At 72.8% G+C, this 19,987-nt stretch carries 19 protein-coding genes and 1 pseudogene; 11 read left to right on the forward strand and 9 right to left on the reverse strand.

Features of this window, described 5'->3' with window-relative positions; all coding sequences use genetic code 11:
- Window positions 1–91: 91 nt before the first annotated feature.
- The 5 genes and pseudogenes from CUD01_RS09505 to CUD01_RS17395 all read right to left on the reverse strand — a co-directional run.
- Entirely contained in the window at window positions 92–619 is a 528-nt protein-coding gene (locus CUD01_RS09505) for a barstar family protein (RefSeq protein WP_141320592.1), read from the reverse strand.
- Window positions 616–1,173 carry a guanyl-specific ribonuclease gene (locus CUD01_RS09510; protein ID WP_141320594.1) on the reverse strand — a complete coding sequence of 186 codons (558 nt, stop codon included), beginning with the start codon at window positions 1,171–1,173 and terminating at the stop codon, window positions 616–618. Before CUD01_RS09510 ends, CUD01_RS09505 begins: the two co-directional genes overlap by 4 nt.
- A 199-nt stretch (window positions 1,174–1,372) precedes the next feature.
- Window positions 1,373–2,425, reverse strand: coding sequence for a site-specific tyrosine recombinase XerC (gene xerC, locus CUD01_RS09515; RefSeq protein ID WP_208404934.1), 1,053 nt, complete (start codon window positions 2,423–2,425; stop codon window positions 1,373–1,375).
- Between the two features lie 74 nt (window positions 2,426–2,499).
- Entirely contained in the window at window positions 2,500–2,919 is a 420-nt protein-coding gene (locus CUD01_RS17090) for a hypothetical protein (RefSeq protein ID WP_141320598.1), read from the reverse strand.
- Window positions 2,920–3,265: 346 nt separating this feature from the next.
- Window positions 3,266–3,466: pseudogene (locus tag CUD01_RS17395) on the reverse strand (CHC2 zinc finger domain-containing protein); the annotation flags it as partial.
- 150 nt (window positions 3,467–3,616) lie between these two features.
- On the opposite strand from CUD01_RS17395, the gene CUD01_RS09535 reads away from it, so the two are divergent.
- Complete coding sequence (locus CUD01_RS09535; protein WP_166771999.1) at window positions 3,617–4,036, forward strand: helix-turn-helix domain-containing protein; 420 nt, start codon at window positions 3,617–3,619, stop codon at window positions 4,034–4,036.
- Window positions 4,037–4,044: 8 nt separating this feature from the next.
- On the forward strand, window positions 4,045–4,584 hold the full coding sequence (locus CUD01_RS09540) for an endonuclease V (RefSeq protein ID WP_094180153.1): 540 nt from the start codon (window positions 4,045–4,047) through the stop codon (window positions 4,582–4,584).
- A gap of 38 nt (window positions 4,585–4,622) precedes the next feature.
- Here CUD01_RS09540 and CUD01_RS09545 read toward each other — a convergent pair whose 3' ends face one another.
- From CUD01_RS09545 to CUD01_RS16845, 3 genes are all read right to left on the reverse strand, one after another.
- Window positions 4,623–5,096 carry a hypothetical protein gene (locus CUD01_RS09545; protein WP_141320602.1) on the reverse strand — a complete coding sequence of 158 codons (474 nt, stop codon included), beginning with the start codon at window positions 5,094–5,096 and terminating at the stop codon, window positions 4,623–4,625.
- 725 nt (window positions 5,097–5,821) lie between these two features.
- Window positions 5,822–6,097 (reverse strand): MafI family immunity protein, encoded by a 276-nt coding sequence (locus tag CUD01_RS09550; RefSeq protein WP_232514669.1) that lies wholly within the window; start codon window positions 6,095–6,097, stop codon window positions 5,822–5,824.
- Complete coding sequence (locus tag CUD01_RS16845) at window positions 6,094–7,065, reverse strand: RHS repeat-associated core domain-containing protein (RefSeq protein WP_141320604.1); 972 nt, start codon at window positions 7,063–7,065, stop codon at window positions 6,094–6,096. Before CUD01_RS16845 ends, CUD01_RS09550 begins: the two co-directional genes overlap by 4 nt.
- Window positions 7,066–7,558: 493 nt before the next feature.
- On the opposite strand from CUD01_RS16845, the gene CUD01_RS09560 reads away from it, so the two are divergent.
- Complete coding sequence (locus tag CUD01_RS09560) at window positions 7,559–11,110, forward strand: bifunctional proline dehydrogenase/L-glutamate gamma-semialdehyde dehydrogenase (protein WP_141320606.1); 3,552 nt, start codon at window positions 7,559–7,561, stop codon at window positions 11,108–11,110.
- Here CUD01_RS09560 and zapE read toward each other — a convergent pair.
- Window positions 11,050–12,105 (reverse strand): cell division protein ZapE, encoded by a 1,056-nt coding sequence (gene zapE, locus CUD01_RS09565; protein WP_371860778.1) that lies wholly within the window; start codon window positions 12,103–12,105, stop codon window positions 11,050–11,052. The two genes, CUD01_RS09560 and zapE, sit on opposite strands and share 61 nt — an antisense overlap.
- 331 nt (window positions 12,106–12,436) lie before the next feature.
- Between zapE and CUD01_RS09570 the strand changes: the two genes are divergently transcribed.
- Genes CUD01_RS09570 through CUD01_RS09605 form a run of 8 tightly spaced genes read left to right on the forward strand, consistent with a single transcriptional unit; the run spans window position 12,437 to window position 19,976 of the window.
- Window positions 12,437–14,098 carry a nitrite/sulfite reductase gene (locus CUD01_RS09570; protein ID WP_141320610.1) on the forward strand — a complete coding sequence of 554 codons (1,662 nt, stop codon included), beginning with the start codon at window positions 12,437–12,439 and terminating at the stop codon, window positions 14,096–14,098.
- Window positions 14,095–14,292: a hypothetical protein gene (locus tag CUD01_RS09575; RefSeq protein WP_094180165.1), complete on the forward strand. Its 198-nt coding sequence runs from the start codon at window positions 14,095–14,097 to the stop codon at window positions 14,290–14,292. The genes CUD01_RS09570 and CUD01_RS09575 overlap by 4 nt, the downstream gene beginning before the upstream one ends.
- Window positions 14,289–15,008 (forward strand): phosphoadenylyl-sulfate reductase, encoded by a 720-nt coding sequence (locus CUD01_RS09580; protein ID WP_141320612.1) that lies wholly within the window; start codon window positions 14,289–14,291, stop codon window positions 15,006–15,008. Before CUD01_RS09575 ends, CUD01_RS09580 begins: the two co-directional genes overlap by 4 nt.
- Entirely contained in the window at window positions 15,005–15,955 is a 951-nt protein-coding gene (gene cysD / locus CUD01_RS09585) for a sulfate adenylyltransferase subunit CysD (protein WP_198303534.1), read from the forward strand. The genes CUD01_RS09580 and cysD overlap by 4 nt, the downstream gene beginning before the upstream one ends.
- Window positions 15,955–17,463 (forward strand): sulfate adenylyltransferase subunit 1, encoded by a 1,509-nt coding sequence (locus CUD01_RS09590; protein WP_243860750.1) that lies wholly within the window; start codon window positions 15,955–15,957, stop codon window positions 17,461–17,463. The genes cysD and CUD01_RS09590 overlap by 1 nt, the downstream gene beginning before the upstream one ends.
- The gene (gene cobA, locus CUD01_RS09595) at window positions 17,463–18,647 is read left to right on the forward strand and encodes a uroporphyrinogen-III C-methyltransferase (RefSeq protein ID WP_141320614.1); all 1,185 of its coding nucleotides are present in this window, start codon (window positions 17,463–17,465) and stop codon (window positions 18,645–18,647) included. The genes CUD01_RS09590 and cobA overlap by 1 nt, the downstream gene beginning before the upstream one ends.
- A gap of 34 nt (window positions 18,648–18,681) precedes the next feature.
- Window positions 18,682–19,494 (forward strand): dihydrofolate reductase family protein, encoded by an 813-nt coding sequence (locus CUD01_RS09600; RefSeq protein WP_141320616.1) that lies wholly within the window; start codon window positions 18,682–18,684, stop codon window positions 19,492–19,494.
- The gene (locus CUD01_RS09605) at window positions 19,491–19,976 is read left to right on the forward strand and encodes a hypothetical protein (protein WP_141320618.1); all 486 of its coding nucleotides are present in this window, start codon (window positions 19,491–19,493) and stop codon (window positions 19,974–19,976) included. Before CUD01_RS09600 ends, CUD01_RS09605 begins: the two co-directional genes overlap by 4 nt.
- Window positions 19,977–19,987 lie beyond the last annotated feature (11 nt).

Consider the following 19,987-nt stretch of genomic DNA (forward strand, 5'->3'; position numbering starts at 1 on the left):
CCGGCCGAGCACGAACCCCGCTACGGCCGGCGCAACCCCGCCGCGACTACCGTCGCGGCGTCAGTTCTCAGACTCCCTGATGGCGATCTGCTCAGCCACCATCAGGACCGTCGAAAGGCACTGGCTCTGCACCGGCGCTCGACCATCGACGGGCAGCGCTCTCGACTTGCTCGCGTGCTCCCACGAGGACCACATGGAACGGGGTCGCGGGTCGATCCCACCATTCGCCGAGCTCGACCGGTTGAGCCCATCCCTCGGCTGCTGACGCCAGCGAGCGAGCCAGCCAGCTGAGCGCTGCGGCATCTGCGTCCGCGAGAATCTGCTCCGGTTCGGTGATGGTCACGACGTAGCCCTCGCCCGCAGGCAGCGTCTCCAGTTCGGCGATGCACTCGTTGAACGCATCTTCGTTCTCCCCGAAGTAGAGCGGGAACTGAAGCGCGGCGGCGAACTCGTCGAACAGGCCGCCGAGCGTTCGCATCTTGCGACCGCGGACGACACGAGCGGTCAAGCCGGACTCGAGCCAGCCGCTAACTGCGGATCCGACCGACTGGACGTCACCCTCGAGCAGCAGAGGCCGGAACTTGGCCTCGACCTTCTTCAGCGCCAAGTAGTCCGTCACTGTGTCGCCCCTCGGAACATCACGAACGTGTTGTAGTGATCGCCCGTCCAGTAGGCCGAGCCGTCGCTGCCGGTGACGATCCGCTCTGGCCCTCGCTTGACACCCTTGGCGTACGGATTCACGTCCCACTCTCGATACGTGACGCCTGGAGTCTCCGGCAGGCGACCTTGCGAGTTCTTGAAGACGGAGCCGCCCTTGTACCCCGGGAGCGGCGCGCCCTTCGCGTCAATCCGATTCAGGACCGACCATGCCTTCTGTGGCCCCGAGCCGATCGGCAGGACATGGTCTGCTGTCTTTGGGGCAACACCGGTAGCCACCACGATCCGGAGCCGCGGGGGGTCCTTCCCTAGCCGCTGACCTGCGGTGATGCTCGCTGATGGCTCGACGGCAACCTGGGCCGCGGTGCTTGATGCCCCGACGGCGTTCTGTGCCGTGGAGTGGGTGGCTGCCGACGCCGGTCCGGCGGTGAACAGGCCGAGGACGACGGCGAGAGCGGCGGCTAGGAAGGCCAGGACCCAGGCCGGCGCGTGGGCGCGGCGGGTCGAGGTGGTCATGGACCTGAGTCTGGCAGCGCCAGGGCCGGGAGCGGGGGCTCTGGGAGGCCCGTGTCGATGACGGCGGCGATGACGGAACCGATGACGCGGGCGCCCGGGGGCGATGACGGGGGCGGGCGTGAACACGTAGTGCAAGAGGAGTAGCAGCTCTGATCGTCCATGAATCGCGGACGACAGCGGAGTGGACCCCTGGGCCGGGTCAGGTCGGTGGGGTTGATCCGGGGTGTGGGCGGTTCTCTTCGTCGAGTTCTTGGCCCAGAGCAGCAAGCAGCTGGGACGCCGACACCTTCGGGGCGTCGTGGTCGTCGTGGCTGGTGAGGTTCACGAGGGCCGGGGCTCGTCGTGGGGGGTGGGTGGTGGCGGCGGGGAAGGTGGCGGTGTGGACGGCTTGCAGGGCCCTGATGCTCACCTGGGTGTAGATCTGGGTGGTGGACAGCTCGGCGTGGCCGAGCATGGCCTGGATGTAGCGGATGTCGGCCCCGCCCTCGAGCATGAGGGTGGCCAGGGTGTGGAGGAACAGGTGACAGGCCCCCTGCTTGCCGACCCCGGAGGCGGTGACGTGGTCACGGGCCAGCTGGGTGAGCCGGTCCAACGAGAACCCGGTGCCGTCCACGGTCAGGAACAGCGTCCCGTCGTCGTCCGCGCCGGCCAGGCGGGGCCGGGACGAGGTGAGGTAGCGGTCGATCCAGGACAGGGCGCGGGGTCCGATGGGGATCATCCGGTCCTTGCGGCCCTTGCCCTGGCGGACGGTCAACGTGCGGCGCTCGGTGTCCAGGTCGCGCAGGTTGAGGTGGGCGAGCTCGGCGCGGCGGATCCCGGTGCCGTAGAAGGTCTCCAGGATGGCCCGGTCCCGCTGCCCCGACGTGGTGGTGGTGTCGGGGATGGCGAGGACCTGCTCGGCCTCCCCGGTCGTCAAGGCGGGTTTGGGGAGGCGGTGCTCGACCTTGGGCAGCTCCAGGTCCGCGGCGGGGTTGGACGCCAGGTGGTCGTTCCTCACGGCCCATTTGAAGAACGCTCGGACGGGCAGCAGGCGGGCGTTCTGGGACCGGAACGACAGCGGCTGGCCGTTGGTCTTGCGGTAGTGGAACAGGTGGCGTTGGTAGCGGACCAGCATCGGGCGGGTCACCTCGACCGGGCGGGTCACCCCCCGGTCGGCGAGCCAGGCCGCGAGGGTGGCCAGGGCCTGGCGGCGGGCCCGGATCGTCGCCGGTGAGTAACCCCTGGCCGCGAGGTCGGTGCAGAACTCGCTCACCAGCGCGGGGAACCCGTGCCTGTCGCCGGGGTCGCCGGGGATGGTCTGGGGGGTGTGGGTCCCGCGCCGGCCCATCACCGGCCTCCCGCCGCGACCCGGGAGACACCGGCCCACGGACCCTCGGACACGTCGTGAGCGTCACCGGTGGGGTGCGACCGGGAGCCGACCAGTGGCCGACCGGGCCCCGACCAGACCCCGACCACCGGGCCTGGGGTCCCGGCCGGTCCGGTGTCGTAGGCGGACGGCGCATGGGTGCTTGGCTCGGAGGTGAGGGTGGTGGGGTCGGTCAGGCCGGCCAGGAACCGCCCCCCGACCTCGCCGGTGGTGGGTGGGGTCCAGGTGAGCTCGTAGCCGAACGCCCCGGAGGTCAGGCGGTGGACGACGAGGAGCTCGAGGTCGACCAGGCGGGCCAGGTGGACCTTCAGCTGGGTGTCCCCCCATCCCGCCCCCGTCGCGGCGAGGTGCTCGCGCAGCTGACGGCGGGTGAACCGCACCAGGTCGGCCGGGACCGCCAGGCAACCTGGCCCGCAGCGCGCGGCCGTCTCGGACCTGGGAGGACGGCAAACGGTAACCCAGCGTCCGGTCCGCGACCCCCACCTGGAACGTCTCGATCGCCTCCGGGTGGTCGATCCGCCGCCGCGCGAGGAACCCCTGCGCTGTCTCATGCCCGGCCAACGCCGCCGCGTAATGAGCGACCACCTGACCCACCAACACCCGATCCGCCGCATCCGGCGCCACCAACGCCGGCAGCTTCGCCGCCGTCGACCGCACCACCGGACCCGCCCCCGCCACCCTCGGCGCCGCCAGCACCCCCAGCGCCGGGGAGGACTCGCGCAACAGCTCCACCGCGTGCCGGAACGAGACCCCCTGGGCGGTCATCACCCAGTCCACCGGCCCACCACCGGCCTGACACGCCCCCAGGCAGTGCCACAAGTTCTTCCCCGGCGAGACCACCAGCGACGGCGACCCGTCGTCGTGGAACGGGCACCGACCCACCAGGTCCTTGCCCTGCCGGGACAGCTCGACCCCGCAACCCTCCACCAAACTGGGCCACCGACACCTTGGCCTTCAGCCGGGCCAGCTCGGCCTCCGGGATCCGCGCCACGCCGTGCCCTCCGAAGAACTCTCGATTGCGTTCGGTGGCAACAGGCCATGCCATGGTGGCAACAGCACACGCCACCGGAGGCACACATGACCGTCATCCACGCAGCACAATGGCCCTCACGTGACGACCACGGAGGCCACGACATGCCCAGCGCGTTCCAGCCCCACCGCCTGCGCGAGCTACGCACCCAGGCCGGCTGGTCCCAAGCCGACCTCGCCACCAAGATCGACTCCGACGCCCGCCAGGTCTCCCGCTACGAAGGCGGCAAGGTCGCCCCCGGCCTGGACACCGTCGTCCGCATCGCCGAGACCTTCGACGTCGCCGTCGACTACCTCGTCGTCCCCGACGCGCCCCGCCGGCCCCAGCACGCCCCCACCAACGCCCTGGCCGACCAGCTCACAGCCTTCGCCACCCTGCCCCCCGACGACCAAGCCGCACTACTCAAAGTCCTCGACGCCCTCGTCACCAAGACCAAACTCCGCGCCCTGACCACCGACGCCAGCTGACCAACCCCGTGCACGACGCAACGACGGTCGGCGCCGTAGACGTTCACTACGACGACGCGGGTAGAGCGAGAGCCGCCCTGGTCGCCTGTCGAGAACTCACCTTCTCGACGGTGTCCTCCGAGCACGTCGCCACCATCGCCCGGACGGCACCATACGAGCCGGGTGCACTCTTCAAGCGGGAACTACCGTGCATCCAAGCGGTCCTGGCACTCGGTCCACCGCTCGAGCTCCTGGTCATCGACGGCTATGCCACTCTCGATCCATCGGGCCGCCCAGGGCTCGGAGCGCACGCCGCGGCCGCAATCGGCATTCCGGTCATCGGCGTCGCGAAGACGCCCTTCCGCACCGCGACACATGCAGCCGAGGTGATCCGCGGCGCCGCGACCCGACCCCTCTACGTCACGGCCGCCGGAGGGCTCACAACCGCTGAGGCGGCACGGATCGTCGCTGCGATGACAGGACCGAACCGGCTCCCCGCCGTACTGGCGAGGGTGGACCTCCTCGCTCGCGGCCGCGTCCAGCCGATCAACGCCGAAGACACCTCCTGACTCGGCTTATCCTCCGGCCGGCCCGCGCCCAGACGAGATCAACGCGCAGCCAGCGCCGAGCGGATCAACTCGATCCGATCAGGCGCGACGACCTCGATCACTTCCAGGGCGTTGTCTCGCGCCCACCCTTCATGCGCCAGTGCCCATCGCGCGAGCAGCCAGAGCCCCTCACGCGCACGGTCCCTGCAGCGAGACTGCAGGGTCGAGTCCGTCACCGACGTGCCTCTCACGATGAAGAACAAGAGATCCAACATCCGGCCGCTTCGCCAGGACGGCTGGTCCTCCGTCAGAGCAGCAAGCACCACGGACACCGTCGGCTCAGCCGCCGAGTAGATCGTCCCCTGCGAGAAGACGTGCTCTTCGATCTCATTCCACGCCACCGACGCCTCGCCGACGTCCGAACTCACCAGGAGGTCGCGAAGCGCTGCTCCAAGCATGGTTGCTGAACCACCAGCCACCCGATACGTCGACCAATCGACGGCATCGATCACGCATTCGGCGATCGGCTTCACCACTTCAGTCTCCCCAAGGCCCGCCCGGTGCCCCTCCGGTACCCGGGGGGAACAGGGATCGCGGATAGACCTGACACCCCCGACACACGGTGCCTTCGACCCACTGCGGCCCCGCGCTGCTGTCGAGCGTGCGCCAGCCGAATGGGCGACTCATCGGAGCGCCAGGCTGCATCTGCTGGATACGTACCTCAGCGTGAACTCCGTTGAGGTTCCCAACCGTCTGGACGTTGCCATCGGCGTCGCGATAGCTCACGTACCAGGGGCTGCTCCGGTCCGGAGCGCCATTGGGCCTGTAGACGGGCGTCGGGTTGGGCACCGCGTCCGCCGCTCGTGCGGTGTTTGCGGCAACACCGGCTCGCGCGAGCGACGAAAGGCCCCCGACGTCAGCCCGGGCTCCCGCCTGGGTCTTGCCCGCAGCCTCGACAACCTGCGGGGGACCGCCGGGGGCGGTGTAGGTCCTCGTAGGTCCAGGTGTGGCGATATCCGGGGACGCCGAAGCGCCGTGCGACCAACGGTCGACGGCGTCGTATGTCATTGCACGGTCGTTAGGCCCGGGAGGCCCACGCTCCGCTGCGGTGTCGTCGAACGGCTCGGAAGCGCGGGTGCCGTCGTAGGCGTAGCCGGGGAACGATTCTCCTGGAGCGACAGCGACGGCGTTAGACGTTGGAGTTGCAAGCAGAGCCAGCACTGCGGCGATCACCGCGGCCATCAGGGTCCCGATCCTGCTACGCATCGGCAGCGTCTTCCCACAGATGATCGGTGAGCTCGCGGCGAGCGCCGAGCACCGCACCGAGACCCTCGAGGTCACGAATGACGTCGGGCTCGAGCCCTATCTCCCATTCGTAGATCTGGGTGCACAGTGTCTCGAAGGCTACGAGCCACTCGCCCACATCGATCAGCGACTGCACGTTGCTGATGTCATCCGGGGTGAGCCCAACGGCTGCGTCCATCGCCTTATGGAGTCGGACGGTCATCTGCTCGGGAGTCGGTGTCGTGGTCATGGAATCGGGAACCCCGTGATGATGCCCTCGCCGCCGGGTTCGAGGACGACCCGGATCTTGACCCCGTCTCGGACGCCTTCGACGGTGTATCTGACTGGCGCACCGCCGCGTGTGAACGCTGCGCCTGCTCGACCCGTTTGCTGAACCCAGGTGAGCGATGGGTCAGTCGCGATGTCCGAGATCGAGTGCATGATCTTGTCGTCCGACCAGCCCTTGGGGAACCAGGTGTTGCCGGCCTCCCCGCCATAGCGGTGGCCGTCAAGGATATGACTACGACGCGACGCTGACGCTAGGTCGACGAACTCGTCCGCAGACTTTGCGGCGGCCTGGGGCAGGTCAGGCGGTGTTGTCTTGGGGACCGTAGCATGGGGCGTCTCGCTGATCGTGGTGGTGGGGCGGGCTCCCTTGCCGGTCATGACGCCGATTCCGCCCTTGACGGGCAGGTACACGGTGGCGGCGGCGATCGCCGTGCTTTGGACTGCGCTGGTGGCGTGGAAGGCCGCCGCCTCGACGTTGCCGTCCTTGACCGCGTCCACGGTCGAGTAGCCGCTCGCGACCGCGCCGTACATCGGGTTCAAGGTCAACGTCGCAGACGTGTACCAGCCCCACGCGCCGCCACCGTTCTCCTTCGCGATGGCGGGCATCGCGGCGATGGACTGCACGACGGAGGCCGGGTTGAACGACTGCGCGACGGACGCGACGGTGTTGAACGTACCCTTGCCGAACCCGCTCAGGACGTCCCCGATCGAGCCCCAGCTGAACAGTCCGGTGGGGTCGGACCAGGTGGTCGGGTTGTTGTTCGCGTAGACGTAGGCGTTCCACTGCTGAGGGTTGGTCAGGTCCAGCACGGGGTCGACCGAGATGAACCGTCCGGTCGCCTCGTCGTAGTAGCGTGCACCGACCTGTGTCAGACCGGTGCTGGGGTCTCGGGTCTTGTCGAGGAACTGCCGCTCACCGGGCACGTCCACGCCCGCGCCGCGAGCTGCACAGCGCCGTAGGTGTTCCCCAGGTCGACCTGTCCGCAGCTCTGTGCGAGGACGAGCGCCGACTCGATGTCCGGTGCCTCGGTCTCACTGCACCCCGCCGACGACCCGCCGGCCACCTCACCGACCGCGTAAGCAGCCACCGCCACGAGCACACCCGCAAGCCCAGCGCCCATGACGCGAAGACCACGACTCGACACACGCACGAGCCCCCCCGGTCCCACTCAGCGAGGAGGGCGAACCACCGGGCTGGGCTGCGATCAGATCCGAACGCAGCGTGGTGGTCACGCACCCCGCTCACGGTCGAGATGTCCGCAGTTCACCCGATTGGACCGCTGACAACCTGTGGTCCGGGCGCCGCGGGCCGGCGGAGCCAGGGCACGCTCGGTCTGGCGCGGGCGGCTCGCAGGCCGCATTGTCGGTGCAGGGCCACCACCCCCGGCCCGCTCCGCTCGACGCCGCCTCACGAAGGACTGCCATGACGCTCTCGTCCGACACGGACCCCGACGGCCGCCAGGACGTGCCGGACCCGCGCCTCGAGCGCGAGGCGCTCGCACTCGAGGCGGTCGAGCTCGTCCGCGGCTGGGTGCGCGAGTCGGCCGGCCATCGGCCCGACTCGTCGGCCGCGCAGCTCGCGGCGGCGCTGCGGGACCCGGACGGGCTCGCGTTCGTCGTCGGGTTCGTCGACGGGGTGGTCCGGCCGCAGGACACGCGCGTCGCGGCGGCGGCGCTGCACGATCTGGCGGCGCGTGCGCCGCGGTTCCTGGCGCCTCCGCTGCGTGCGCTCCTGCGCGCCGGTGGTGCGCTGGCACCGGCGCTGCCCGACGTCGTGGTGCCCGTGGCCCGTCGCGTGCTGCGGCACCTCGTCGGGCACCTCGTGGTCGACGCGAGCGACCGCGGGCTGACCCGGGCGATCGCGCGGCTGCGGACGGAAGGCGTGCGGCTCAACATCAACCTGCTGGGCGAGGCGGTGCTGGGCGAGCGGGAGGCGCGACGGCGGCTGGACGGCACCATGGCGCTGCTCGCACGCGACGACGTGGACTACGTGTCGGTCAAGGTCTCGTCCGTGGTCGCGCCGCACGCGCCGTGGGCGTTCGACGAGACCGTCGCGCACGTCGTCGAGCAGCTGCGCCCGCTGTACCGGCTGGCGGCGTCCTCGTCGCCGACGACGTTCGTCAACCTCGACATGGAGGAGTACCGCGACCTGGACCTGACGCTCGCGGTGTTCCAGCGGCTGCTCGACGAGCCCGAGCTGCTCCACCTCGAGGCGGGTGTCGTGCTGCAGGCGTACCTGCCGGACGCGCTGCCCGCGATGCGGCGCCTGCAGGACTGGGCCGCGGCACGTCGCGCGCGCGGTGGCGCGCCCGTCAAGGTCCGGCTCGTCAAGGGCGCCAACCTGCCCATGGAGCGCGTCGAGGCCGAGCTGCACGGGTGGCCGCTCGCGACGTGGCACACCAAGCGGGAGTCGGACACGCACTACAAGCGCGTGCTCGAGTGGGCGCTGACGCCCGATCGCGTGCGCAACGTGCGGCTCGGTGTGGCTGGCCACAACCTGTTCGACGTCGCGTACGCGTGGCTGCTCGCCGGGCGGCGCGGCGTCCGGGACGCCGTGGACGTCGAGATGCTGCTCGGCATGGCACCGGGCCAGGCGGACGTCGTGCGGCGGGACGTGGGCGGGCTCCTGCTCTACACGCCCGTCGTGGCACCGGCCGAGTTCGACGTCGCGATCGCCTACCTCATCCGCCGGCTCGAGGAGGGCGCGTCGAGCGAGAACTTCCTGTCCGCGGTGTTCGACCTGGGGTCCGACGAGCGCCTGCTCGACCGCGAGCGCGACCGCTTCCTCGCGTCGGTCGCGGCGATCGACGACGAGGCGCCCGAGCGGCACCGGGTGCCCGACCGGTACGCCGCGGTCCCCCGCCCGACCCTGGGCCGGTTCGCGAGCACGCCGGACACCGATCCGGCCGTCGCCGAGAACCGCGCCCGCGCACGGGCCGTGCTGTCGCGTGTGCCCGGCTCGACGCTCGGCGTCGACGCCGCGGCGGGCGCGTGGCTGCGCTCGTCGGACGAGGTCGACGCCGTCGTCGCGACCGCGCGTTCCGGCGCCGCACGGTGGGCGGCCCTGCCGTCCGACGAGCGTGCGCGGGTGCTGCACCACGTGGGCGACGTGCTCGAGGAGCACCGGGACGTGCTCCTGGAGGTGATGGCGGCCGAGGCGGGCAAGACGCTCGAGCAGGGCGATCCCGAGGTCTCCGAGGCCGTCGACTTCGCGCACTACTACGCCGAGCTCGCACGCGGGCTCGACGGCGTCGACGGCGCGCGGTTCGAGCCCGTGGGGCTCACGCTCGTGACTCCCCCGTGGAACTTCCCTGTCGCGATCCCGGCGGGCTCGACGCTCGCGGCACTCGCGACGGGCTCGTCGGTCGTGCTCAAGCCCGCGGGTCAGTCGCAGCGCTGCGGTGCCGTGCTCGCAGACCTGCTGTGGCAGGCGGGCGTCCCGCGCGACGTGCTGCACCTGGTGCAGGTCGACGAGGGCACGCTCGGGCGGACGCTCGTCGCGCACCCCGGCGTCGACCAGGTCGTCCTCACGGGCGCGTACGACACGGCGGCGCTGTTCCGGTCGTTCCGCCCCGACCTGCGCCTGCTCGCCGAGACGAGCGGGAAGAACGCGATCGTCGTGACGCCCAGCGCCGACGTGGACCTCGCGGTCAAGGACGTCGTCTCCTCCGCGTTCGGGCACGCGGGCCAGAAGTGCTCGGCCGCGTCGCTCGTGGTGCTCGTCGGGTCGGTCGCACGCTCACGCCGGTTCCGTGACCAGCTCCTGGACGCCGCGTCGTCGCTCGTCGTCGGCGAGGCCCACGACCCGCGCACGCAGCTGGGGCCTCTCGTCGAGCCCGCCTCGGGCAAGCTGCTCGCGGGCCTCACGGAGCTCGACCCGGGCGAGGCCTGGGCGCTGGCGCCGCGGCGCCTGGACGACGCCGGGCGGGTGTGGACGCCCGGTGTGCGGGTCGGGGTGCGGCCCGGGTCGCGGTCGCACCGCACCGAGTACTTCGGGCCCGTGCTGTCCGTCATGACGGCCGCGGACCTCGACGAGGCGCTCGAGATCGTCGACGCCGTCGACTACGGCCTGACGGCGGGGCTGCACTCGCGCGACGCCGACGAGATCGCGACCTGGCTCGAGCGCGTCGAGGCGGGCAACCTCTACGTCAACCGCGGCATCACGGGCGCGATCGTGCGGCGACAGCCGTTCGGCGGGTGGAAGCGTTCGGCCGTCGGGCCGGGTGCCAAGGCCGGTGGGCCCGGGTACCTCGACGTCCTGGGCTCCTGGCGTCCCGCGCGGGCGCGCCGCGGTGCCGACGTGACCGACCCGCGGGTGCAGGCACTCGTCGCCGCGGCGCGCGCGGACCTGCCCCCGGCGTCGGCCGACGCGGTCGAGCGGGCCGCGCGCAACGACGCGCACGCGCTCGCGACGCGGTTCGCCCCGCGGGACGTCACGGGGCTGTCCGCCGAGCGCGACGTGCTGCGACACCTGCCCTACGGCCCGGGCGTGCTCGTCCGCCTCGCGTTCGAGGGGCCGACCGTGGGCGACGACCTCGTCGGGCTGCCCGGGCTGGTGCGGGTGGTCGCCGCCGCCGCGGCCGCCGGCACGCGCGTCGTCGTCTCGAGCGACGTACCGCTGCCGCCGCGGGTCGCGAACGCCGTCCGGACGGTCGCGGACGGGCTGCACGTCGAGGTCGAGGCCGCGTGGCTGGCCCGCGTCGCGGCGCTCGACGGCGCGCGCGTGCGGCTCGTGGGGGCCACCGAGGCGTCGGTCGTGGCCGCGACCGGCGGTCGCCCCGACGTCGCCGTGTGGGACCACCCGGTGACCGAGTCCGGGCGCGTCGAGCTCGCGCCCCTCCTGCGCGAGCAGGCGGTCGCGATGACCGCGCACCGCTTCGGGTCGCCGGATCCGCTGGCGCGCGAGGTGCTGCGTCAGCCGGCCGCGGCGGCTCCGGCCGACGCGAGCGCGCCGAGCCGGGACAGCGCGCGGTAGTACTTCTTGCGGTAGCCGCCGCGCAGCATCTCGTCGCTGAACAGGCCCTGCGTCCCGCCACCCCCGAGCAGCACGGGCACGTCACGGTCGTAGAGGCGGTCGACCAGCACGACGAGGCGCAGCGCGACCTCCTGCCGGGTCACCGGCCCGACGCCCGTGAGCCCGACGAGCGTCGTGCCGTCCAGCAGCGCCCCGTACTTCGAGGGGTGCACGGTCGCGAGGTGCGCGAGCAGCGCGGAGAAGTCGTCGAGCGTCGCGCCGGGGCGTCCGGAGACCGCCGCGCGCACGGCGTCGTCGGGCAGCGCGTCCCCGTGCTCGACGGAGCGGTGCCGGTAGTCCTCACCGTCGATGCGCAGCACGTCGAACCGCGCCGCGAGCGCCTGGATCTCGCGCAGGAAGTCCTCGGCGGCGAACCGACCCTCGCCGAGCGACTCGGGCAGCGTGTTCGACGTCGCCGCGAGCGCGACGCCGCGGTCCGCGAGCTCGCGCAGGAGGCGGGACATGAGGACCGTGTCGCCCGGGTCGTCGAGCTCGAACTCGTCGATGCAGACCAGGCGGTAGGCGGAGAGCGCCTCGACGGTCTGCCGGAACCCGAGCGCGCCGACGAGGTTGGTGTACTCCACGAACGTGCCGAACGCGGCGCGCCCACCCGCCGTGGTCACCGCGTGCGCGAGCGCCGCGAGCAGGTGGGTCTTCCCGACGCCGAAGCCGCCGTCGAGGTAGACGGCCTCGGGCGTGGCGCGCCTGCGGCGCCACCACGACGAACCGGCGGAGCCGACGACGGCGTCCGTCGCGCGGCGCAGGCGCTCGACCGCGGCGGCCTGGCTCGGGTGCGCCGGGTCGGGCACGTAGGACTCGAAGGACGCGCCCGCGAAGTGCGGGGGCGGGACGAGCTCGGCGACGAGCCGGTCGGCCGCGACCGTGGGGGCGCTCGCGGCGAGCGAGCGCACGGCCGGGTGGGGACCGTGCGTCGGGTCCGGCTGGAGGTCCGTCACGGTCGTCCAGGGTACGTCCACCTCGTGACCCATCCCGCGTCCGCATCGTGTCATGTGCGTCTCATCATCCGGTCTGGGACTCCCCGATCGGGCGACACCGTGTGAACCTCGACGCGTGATCGAGTCCGGGTTCGTGCGGTGCTGTCGGCCTTGTGCCGAGTCGGCTGCGCGTGCCCGCACGTCCATGTGCATGTGCTGCTGTCTGCGGAGCAACTGACCCCGCCCCCGTCCCCCACCCTGGGCGCGCGGTCTGTGCCCAGAGGGATGAACCCGGCTCGAGGCCGGGTCCTGAGCGCAGCCGAGCCCGTGAACGTCCTGGAGGTAGCGCCTCATGGCGCAGACCCGGATCGCACCACCCGCCGCCAAGCCCGAGGGCCAGTGGGCCTTCGACCCCGAGCGCACGCCGCTCAACGGCAACGAGGAGATGAAGCAGGTCGACGACGGCCTGTCCGTCCGGCACCGCATCGAGACGATCTACGCCCACGAGGGCTTCGCCTCGATCCCCGGTGACGACCTGCGTGGTCGCATGCGCTGGTGGGGCCTGTACACGCAGCGCCGGCCCGGCATCGACGGCGGCAAGACCGCGACCCTCGAGCCGGAGCAGCTCGAGGACGAGTACTTCATGCTGCGGGTGCGGTGCGACGGCGGGCGCCTGTCGCTCGCGCAGCTGCGGACCGTCGCGGGCATCTCGCGCGAGTTCGGCCGCGGCACGGCGGACATCACCGACCGGCAGAACATCCAGCTGCACTGGATCCGCATCGAGGACGTGCCGGAGATCTGGCGCCGCCTCGAGGCGGTCGGCCTGACCACGCAGGAGGCGTGCGGCGACGTCCCGCGCGTCATCATCGGCTCGCCCGTCGCGGGCGTCGCGGCCGACGAGATCATCGACGGCACGCCCGCGATCGAGGAGATCCACCGCCGGTACATCGGCGACCCCGCGTTCTCGAACCTGCCTCGCAAGTGGAAGACCGCGGTCAGCGGCTCGCCGCACCAGGACGTCGCGCACGAGATCAACGACGTCGCGTTCGTCGGCGTGGTCCACCCCGAGCTCGGCCCCGGCTTCGACCTGTGGGTCGGCGGCGCGCTGTCCACCAACCCGATGCTCGGCAAGCGGCTCGGCGCGTTCGTGACGCTCGAGCAGATCCCCGAGGTGTGGGTCGGGGTGACGTCGATCTTCCGCGACTACGGGTACCGCCGGCTGCGCACGCGCGCGCGCCTGAAGTTCCTGCTCGCCGACTGGGGGCCGGAGCTGTTCCGCCAGGTGCTCCAGGAGGAGTACCTCGGGTACGCGCTGCCCGACGGTCCCGAGCCGCCGCCCCCGCCGACGGGCCGACGCGACCACGTGGGCGTGCACCCGCAGAAGGACGGCCGGTTCTACATCGGCGCCGCACCCGCGGTCGGCCGGATCTCGGGCGAGGTGCTCGACGCGGTCGCGGACCTCGTCGAGCTCGCGGGCTCGGACCGCGTGCAGCTCACCACCGAGCAGAAGCTCGTCGTGATCGACGTGCCGGGCGACAAGGTCGACGCGGTGGTCGACGGCCTCGAGGCGCTCGGCCTGGAGGTGCGCAACGCCTCGACGTTCCGGCGTGGCACGCTCGCGTGCACCGGCATCGAGTTCTGCAAGCTCGCGATCGTCGAGACGAAGGCCAGGGCCACGGCCCTCGTCGGCGAGCTCGAGCGCCGCCTGCCCACGTTCGACCAGCCCATCACGATCAACGTCAACGGCTGCCCGAACTCCTGCGCGCGGATCCAGACCGCCGACATCGGCCTGAAGGGCGCGCTCGCGCAGGGCGAGGAGGGCTACCAGGTCCACCTCGGCGGCGGGCTCGGCCTCACCAGCGGTCTCGGCAAGACGCTGCGCGGGCTGCGCGTGCCGTCGTCCGAGCTGCCCGACTACATCGAGCGCGTCACGCGCCGGTTCGACGAGCAGCGCCTCGAGGGTGAGCAGTTCGCGCAGTGGGTGCACCGAGCGGCAGAGGAGGACCTGCGATGAGCGGCTCCGGCGAGGGACGCGCGGTCCCGTACTACTGCCCGTTCTGCGCGAGCGAGGACCTGTGGCCCGCGGGCGAGACCCACGGGCAGTGGGAGTGCCGCTCGTGCGCGCGCACGTTCGCGGTGCGGTTCGTGTCCGTCGCCGACCCGGGTGAGCGCACGCCGCGCCCGGCGATCGCGGGAGGTGCCCGATGAGCACGGCGACGCCGACCGCGGCCGACCTGTCCCCCGACGAGCTGCGCGAGCTCGCGACCCGCGCGGGCGTCGAGCTCGAGGGCGCGCACCCCGAGGAGATCCTCGCGTGGGCCGCGCGCACGTTCGGCCGCGACCTCGTCGTCGCGTCGTCCATGGGCGACGAGGTCCTCGTGCACATGGCCGCGCGGGCGGTGCCCGGGATCGACGTCATCTTCCTCGACACCGGCTACCACTTCGCCGAGACGATCGGCACGCGCGACTACTACGCCGACTTCACCGACATCCGGCTGCGCACGGTCCTGCCGCTGCGCACGGTCGCCGAGCAGGACGCCGAGCACGGCCCGCGCCTGCACGACCGCGACCCGAACCTGTGCTGCGCGCTGCGCAAGGTCGAGCCGCTCGAGCGCGGCCTCGCGCCCTACCGGGCGTGGGTCACCGGCATGCGCCGTGAGGACGCCCCGACCCGCACCGACATCACGGTCGTCGGCTGGGACGCCAAGCGTGGCAAGGTGAAGCTCAACCCCCTCGCCGCCTGGACGCAGGCGCAGGTGGACGAGTACGTCGAGACCCACGGCGTCGTGCTCAACCCCCTGAGGCAGGCCGGGTACACCTCGATCGGGTGCGCCCCCTGCACGCGCGCCGTCGCCCCGGGTGAGGACCCGCGGGCGGGGCGCTGGTCCGGTACCTCCAAGACGGAATGCGGTCTGCACACATGACGACGACCCTCGGCGCCACGTCCCCCACGCCGGTGGCCTCCCCGCTGTCCCCCACCCGCCTGACCCAGCTCGACGCGCTCGAGTCCGAGGCGATCCACGTGATGCGCGAGGTCGCCGGCGAGTTCGAGCGACCCGTGCTGCTGTTCTCGGGCGGCAAGGACTCGATCGTCATGCTGCACCTCGCACGCAAGGCGTTCTGGCCCGCCGCGGTCCCGTTCGCGCTGCTGCACGTCGACACCGGGCACAACTTCCCCGAGGTGCTCGAGTACCGCGACGCGACGGTCGCGCGGCACGGGCTGCGGCTCGTCGTCGCGCACGTGCAGGACGCGATCGACGACGGCCGCGTGAGCGAGCGCCCCGACGGGTCGCGCAACGCGCTGCAGACCGTCCCGCTGCTCGACGCGATCACGAGCAACCGGTTCGACGCGGTGTTCGGCGGCGGTCGTCGCGACGAGGAGAAGGCGCGTGCCAAGGAGCGCGTGTTCTCCCTGCGCGACGAGTTCGGCCAGTGGGACCCGCGCCGCCAGCGTCCCGAGCTGTGGGACCTGTACAACGGCCGCCACAAGCCGGGCGAGCACGTGCGCGTGTTCCCGCTGTCCAACTGGACCGAGCTGGACGTGTGGCGCTACATCGAGCGCGAGGGCATCGAGCTGCCCGAGATCTACTACGCGCACGAGCGCGAGGTGTTCGCGCGTGACGGCATGTGGCTCGCACCCGGCGAGTGGGGTGGGCCTCGCGCCGACGAGCGGCTCGAGACGCGCACCGTGCGGTACCGCACGGTGGGTGACATGAGCTGCACCGGAGCGGTCGACTCGTCCGCGACGACCGTCGCGGACGTCATCGCCGAGGTCGCCGCGAGCCGCCTCACCGAGCGTGGCGCCACCCGCGCCGACGACCGCGCGTCCGAGGCCGCCATGGAGGACCGCAAGCGGGAGGGGTACTTCTGATGCCCACCGCCCCCGGCCCCACCCAGACGAACGACGAGACGAGACCCGTGACGACGTCCCCCACCCCCGCCCCCGGCACCGCACCCGCCGCGCTGTCCGAGGGTGCCGCCGAGCACGCCTCGCGCGAGCTCCTGCGGCTCGCCACCGCCGGCTCCGTCGACGACGGCAAGTCCACGCTGATCGGGCGCCTGCTGTACGACACGAAGTCGGTGCTCGCCGACCAGCTCTCGGCGGTCGAGCGCGCGACCGCGGCGCGCGGCGCCGCCGCGGGCGAGGTCGACCTCGCCCTGCTCACCGACGGCCTGCGCGCCGAGCGCGAGCAGGGCATCACGATCGATGTCGCGTACCGCTACTTCTCGACGGCCCGACGCGCGTTCGTCCTCGCGGACACCCCGGGCCACGTGCAGTACACGCGCAACATGGTCACGGGCGCCTCGACCGCCCAGCTCGCGATCGTGCTGGTGGACGCGCGCAAGGGCGTGCTCGAGCAGACGCGGCGGCACGCCACCGTCGCGGCGCTGCTCGGCGTCCCGCACGTGCTGCTCGCCGTCAACAAGATGGACCTGGTCGACTTCGACGGCGACACGTTCCGCGCGATCGCCGACGACTTCGCCGCGTACGCGACGGGGCTGGGGCTGAGCGACGTGCTGGCCGTGCCGGTCTCCGCGCTCACGGGCGACAACGTCGTCGAGCGCTCGGCGCGCACACCCTGGTACGACGGCCCGACGCTGCTCGAGCACCTCGAGACCGTGCCCGTCACCGACGCGCGTGCCGAGGACGAGCTGCGCCTGCCCGTGCAGGTGGTCATCCGGCCGCGCACCGCGGAGCACCCCGACTACCGCGGGTACGCCGGGCGCATCGCGTCGGGCACCGTGCGCGTCGGCGACGCGCTGACGGTGCTCCCGTCCGGCAAGACGAGCCTCGTCACGGGCATCGACACGTTCGACGGCCCGCTCGACGAGGCGACCGCGGGCCGGTCCGTGACCGTGCGGCTCGCCGACGAGCTCGACATCTCCCGCGGCGACGTGCTCGTCCCCACCGGTGCGTCCGTGACCCTCGGGCAGGACCTCGTGGGCACCGTGTGCTGGCTGTCGGAGCGCCGCTCGGTGCTGGGCGCGCGTCTGCTCGTACGCGTCGGCACGCGCACCGTGCGCGCACTCCTGCGCGAGGTCGACGCTCGTCTCGACGTCGACACCCAGACGGTCGAGCTGCTCAGCGGCGTCGACACGCTGCACCAGGTGGACGCCACCGACACGTCGTCGGACGCCACCCCCACGGGGCTCGGGCTCAACGCGATCGGTCGCGTGCGCGTGCGGCTCGCCGAGCCCGTGCTGCTCGACGACTACGCCGAGCACCGCGGGACCGGCGCGTTCCTCCTCGTCGACCCCGCGGACGGCTCGACGCTCGCCGCCGGCATGGTCGGCCCGACGCTGCTCGACCGCCTCGCCCCCGAGGTCGTCGCGGACGAGACGGCCGACGCGGACTGGCTCGCGGGGGCAGGCATCTGATGCACCCGCTCCTGCTGGACCTGACCGGACGGCGCGTGCTCGTCGTCGGCGGAGGTCCGGTCGCGGCCCGCCGCTGCGCACGGCTCGTCGAGGACGGGGCCGACGTCCTCGTCGTCGCGCCCGCGCTCTGCGAGGACCTGGCGGCGCTCGCCGCGCGCGGCGGCGTGCGCTGGGAGCGGCGCGACTACGCCACCGGCGACCTCGCGGACGCGTGGCTCGTGCACACCGCCACGGGTGTGCGGGCGATCGACGACCAGGTCGCGGCCGACGCCGAGAACGCGCGCGTGTGGTGCGTCCGCGCCGACGACCACGCCGCGTCCTCCGCATGGACGCCCGCGGTGGCACGCTCCGGGGACGTCACCGTCGCCGTCAACGCGGGCGGCGACCCGCGTCGCGCCGCCGCGCTGCGGTCCGCGATCGCGCTGCTCCTGGACACCGGCGGCCTCCCGCTGCGCCACCACCGGGCGCCCGCCACGGGCTCCGTCACGCTCGTCGGCGGTGGGCCGGGTGACCCGGGGCTCATCACGACCAAGGGTCGGCGCGCGCTCGCCGAGGCCGACGTCGTGGTGGTGGACCGCCTCGGGCCGCGCGAGCTGCTCGCGGAGCTGCCCGACGACGTCGAGGTCGTCGAGGCGGGCAAGGCCCCGCACGCGCACACGCTCACGCAGACCCAGATCAACGCGGTGCTCGTGGACCGCGCGCGTGCCGGGCTGCGCGTCGTGCGGCTCAAGGGCGGCGACCCGTACGTGCTCGGGCGTGGCGGCGAGGAGGTCGCCGCGTGCGTGGCGGCCGGCGTGCCCGTCACGGTCGTGCCGGGCGTGACGAGCGCCGTCGCGGTGCCGGGTGCCGCGGGCATCCCGGTGACCCACCGCGGCCTGTCCCGTCAGGTCACGATCCTGTCCGCGCACGACACCGACCCCGACTGGTCCGCCCTCGCGCAGCTCGGCGGCACGCTCGTGCTGCTCATGGGGGTCGCGCGCATCGGCGCGTACGCCGACGCGCTCGTCGCGCACGGCACCGACCCCGGGACACCGGTCGCCGTCGTCGAGAACGGCACCCTGCCGAGCCAGCGCACGACGGTCGGCACCCTCGCGACCATCGCGGACCTCGCGCGCGAGCGCGCGGTGGCCAACCCCGCGGTCATCGTCGTCGGCGACGTCGCCGCCCTCGCCGACTCGCTGTGACCCGGGGCGAGCGCAGGCACCCTACGGTCTGACCATGACCGACTCCCCCGCGCTCGACGTCCTGCTGCACGCGACCGCCGCGCCCCCCACGCGGCTCGAGCCGCGGGAGGACGAGGCCGAGCTGGTCGCGCTGCTCGACGACCTCGCCCCCGGCCGGTCCGTGCGCGCCAACATGATCGCCACGCTCGACGGCGCCGCGACCGGCCCGGACCGCGTCACGGGCTCGATCAACGGACCGGCCGACCTGCGCGTGTTCACCGCGCTGCGCGCGCTGGCCGACGTGGTGCTCGTCGGCGCGGGCACGGTCCGCCAGGAGCGCTACCGCGAGCTGGACCTGCCGCCCGCGGTGGCCGCGACGCGCCGCGCGCACGGTCGGGGCGACCGCCCCGCGCTCGCCGTGGTCACGCGGTCCGGCGACGTGCCGGGCGCGCTGCTCGACGCCGAGCGCCTGCCGCTCGTCGTCACGTGCGCGACGAGCCCGCGCGTCGGGGAGCTGCGCGACCGGCTCGGCGACGGCCTCGTCGTCGCGGGACGCTCCGCCGTCGACCTGCGGGGTGCCCTCGCGGCGCTGGCCGAGCGCGGCCTGACCGCGGTGCTCACCGAGGGCGGGCCGACGCTGCTCGGGGAGCTCGTGTCGCTGGGCCTCGTCGACGAGCTCTTCCTCACGTGGAGCCCGACGGTCGTGGGCGGCCCCGCACCGCGGGTCCTGGACGGCGCGCCGTGGGTGCGCGACCCCCTGCCCGCGCGCCTCGTGCAGCTCCTGCACGCCGACGGCGTCCTGCTCGGGCGCTGGGACCTGCACACGGCCAGCCAGGACGCGCGTTCGCAACTAGGCTCGGCGACGTGACCGACACGATCCTGGTGCTCATCGAGGACACCCTCGCGCCCGTCGACGTCCAGCACCTGCTCGCCCTCCACGAGGGCGAGCAGCTCGCGTACCACGTGCTGGTGCCTGCCGACACCGACCGCCCGCTGCTGCCGACCATCGTCGACGACCTCGGGCTCGGCGAGATCAAGGGCGCGCTCGAGCGCCTGCGCGGCAAGGAGCCCACCGAGCGCGAGGCGACCGCGACGGCCGTCGAGCAGCTCTCGAGCACGCTCGCGGAGTTCGCCGCGGCCGGCCGGACCGCGACCGGCGAGGTCGTCGACGACGACCCACTGCCCGCGCTGCGCGCCGCCGCCGCGGCGCACGACGCGCGTGAGGTCGCGATCGTCACCTACCCGCACGCGTGGCTCGACACGTTCCACCGCGACTGGGCGTCCCGGGCCCGCGACGAGCTGCACATCCCGGTGCTGCACCTGTACTCGGGCACGTCCGAGCTCGGCTGACCGCGAGGATC

Origin of the sequence: Cellulomonas uda (assembly GCF_006538705.1) — a bacterium.
GTDB lineage: Bacteria > Actinomycetota > Actinomycetes > Actinomycetales > Cellulomonadaceae > Cellulomonas > Cellulomonas uda.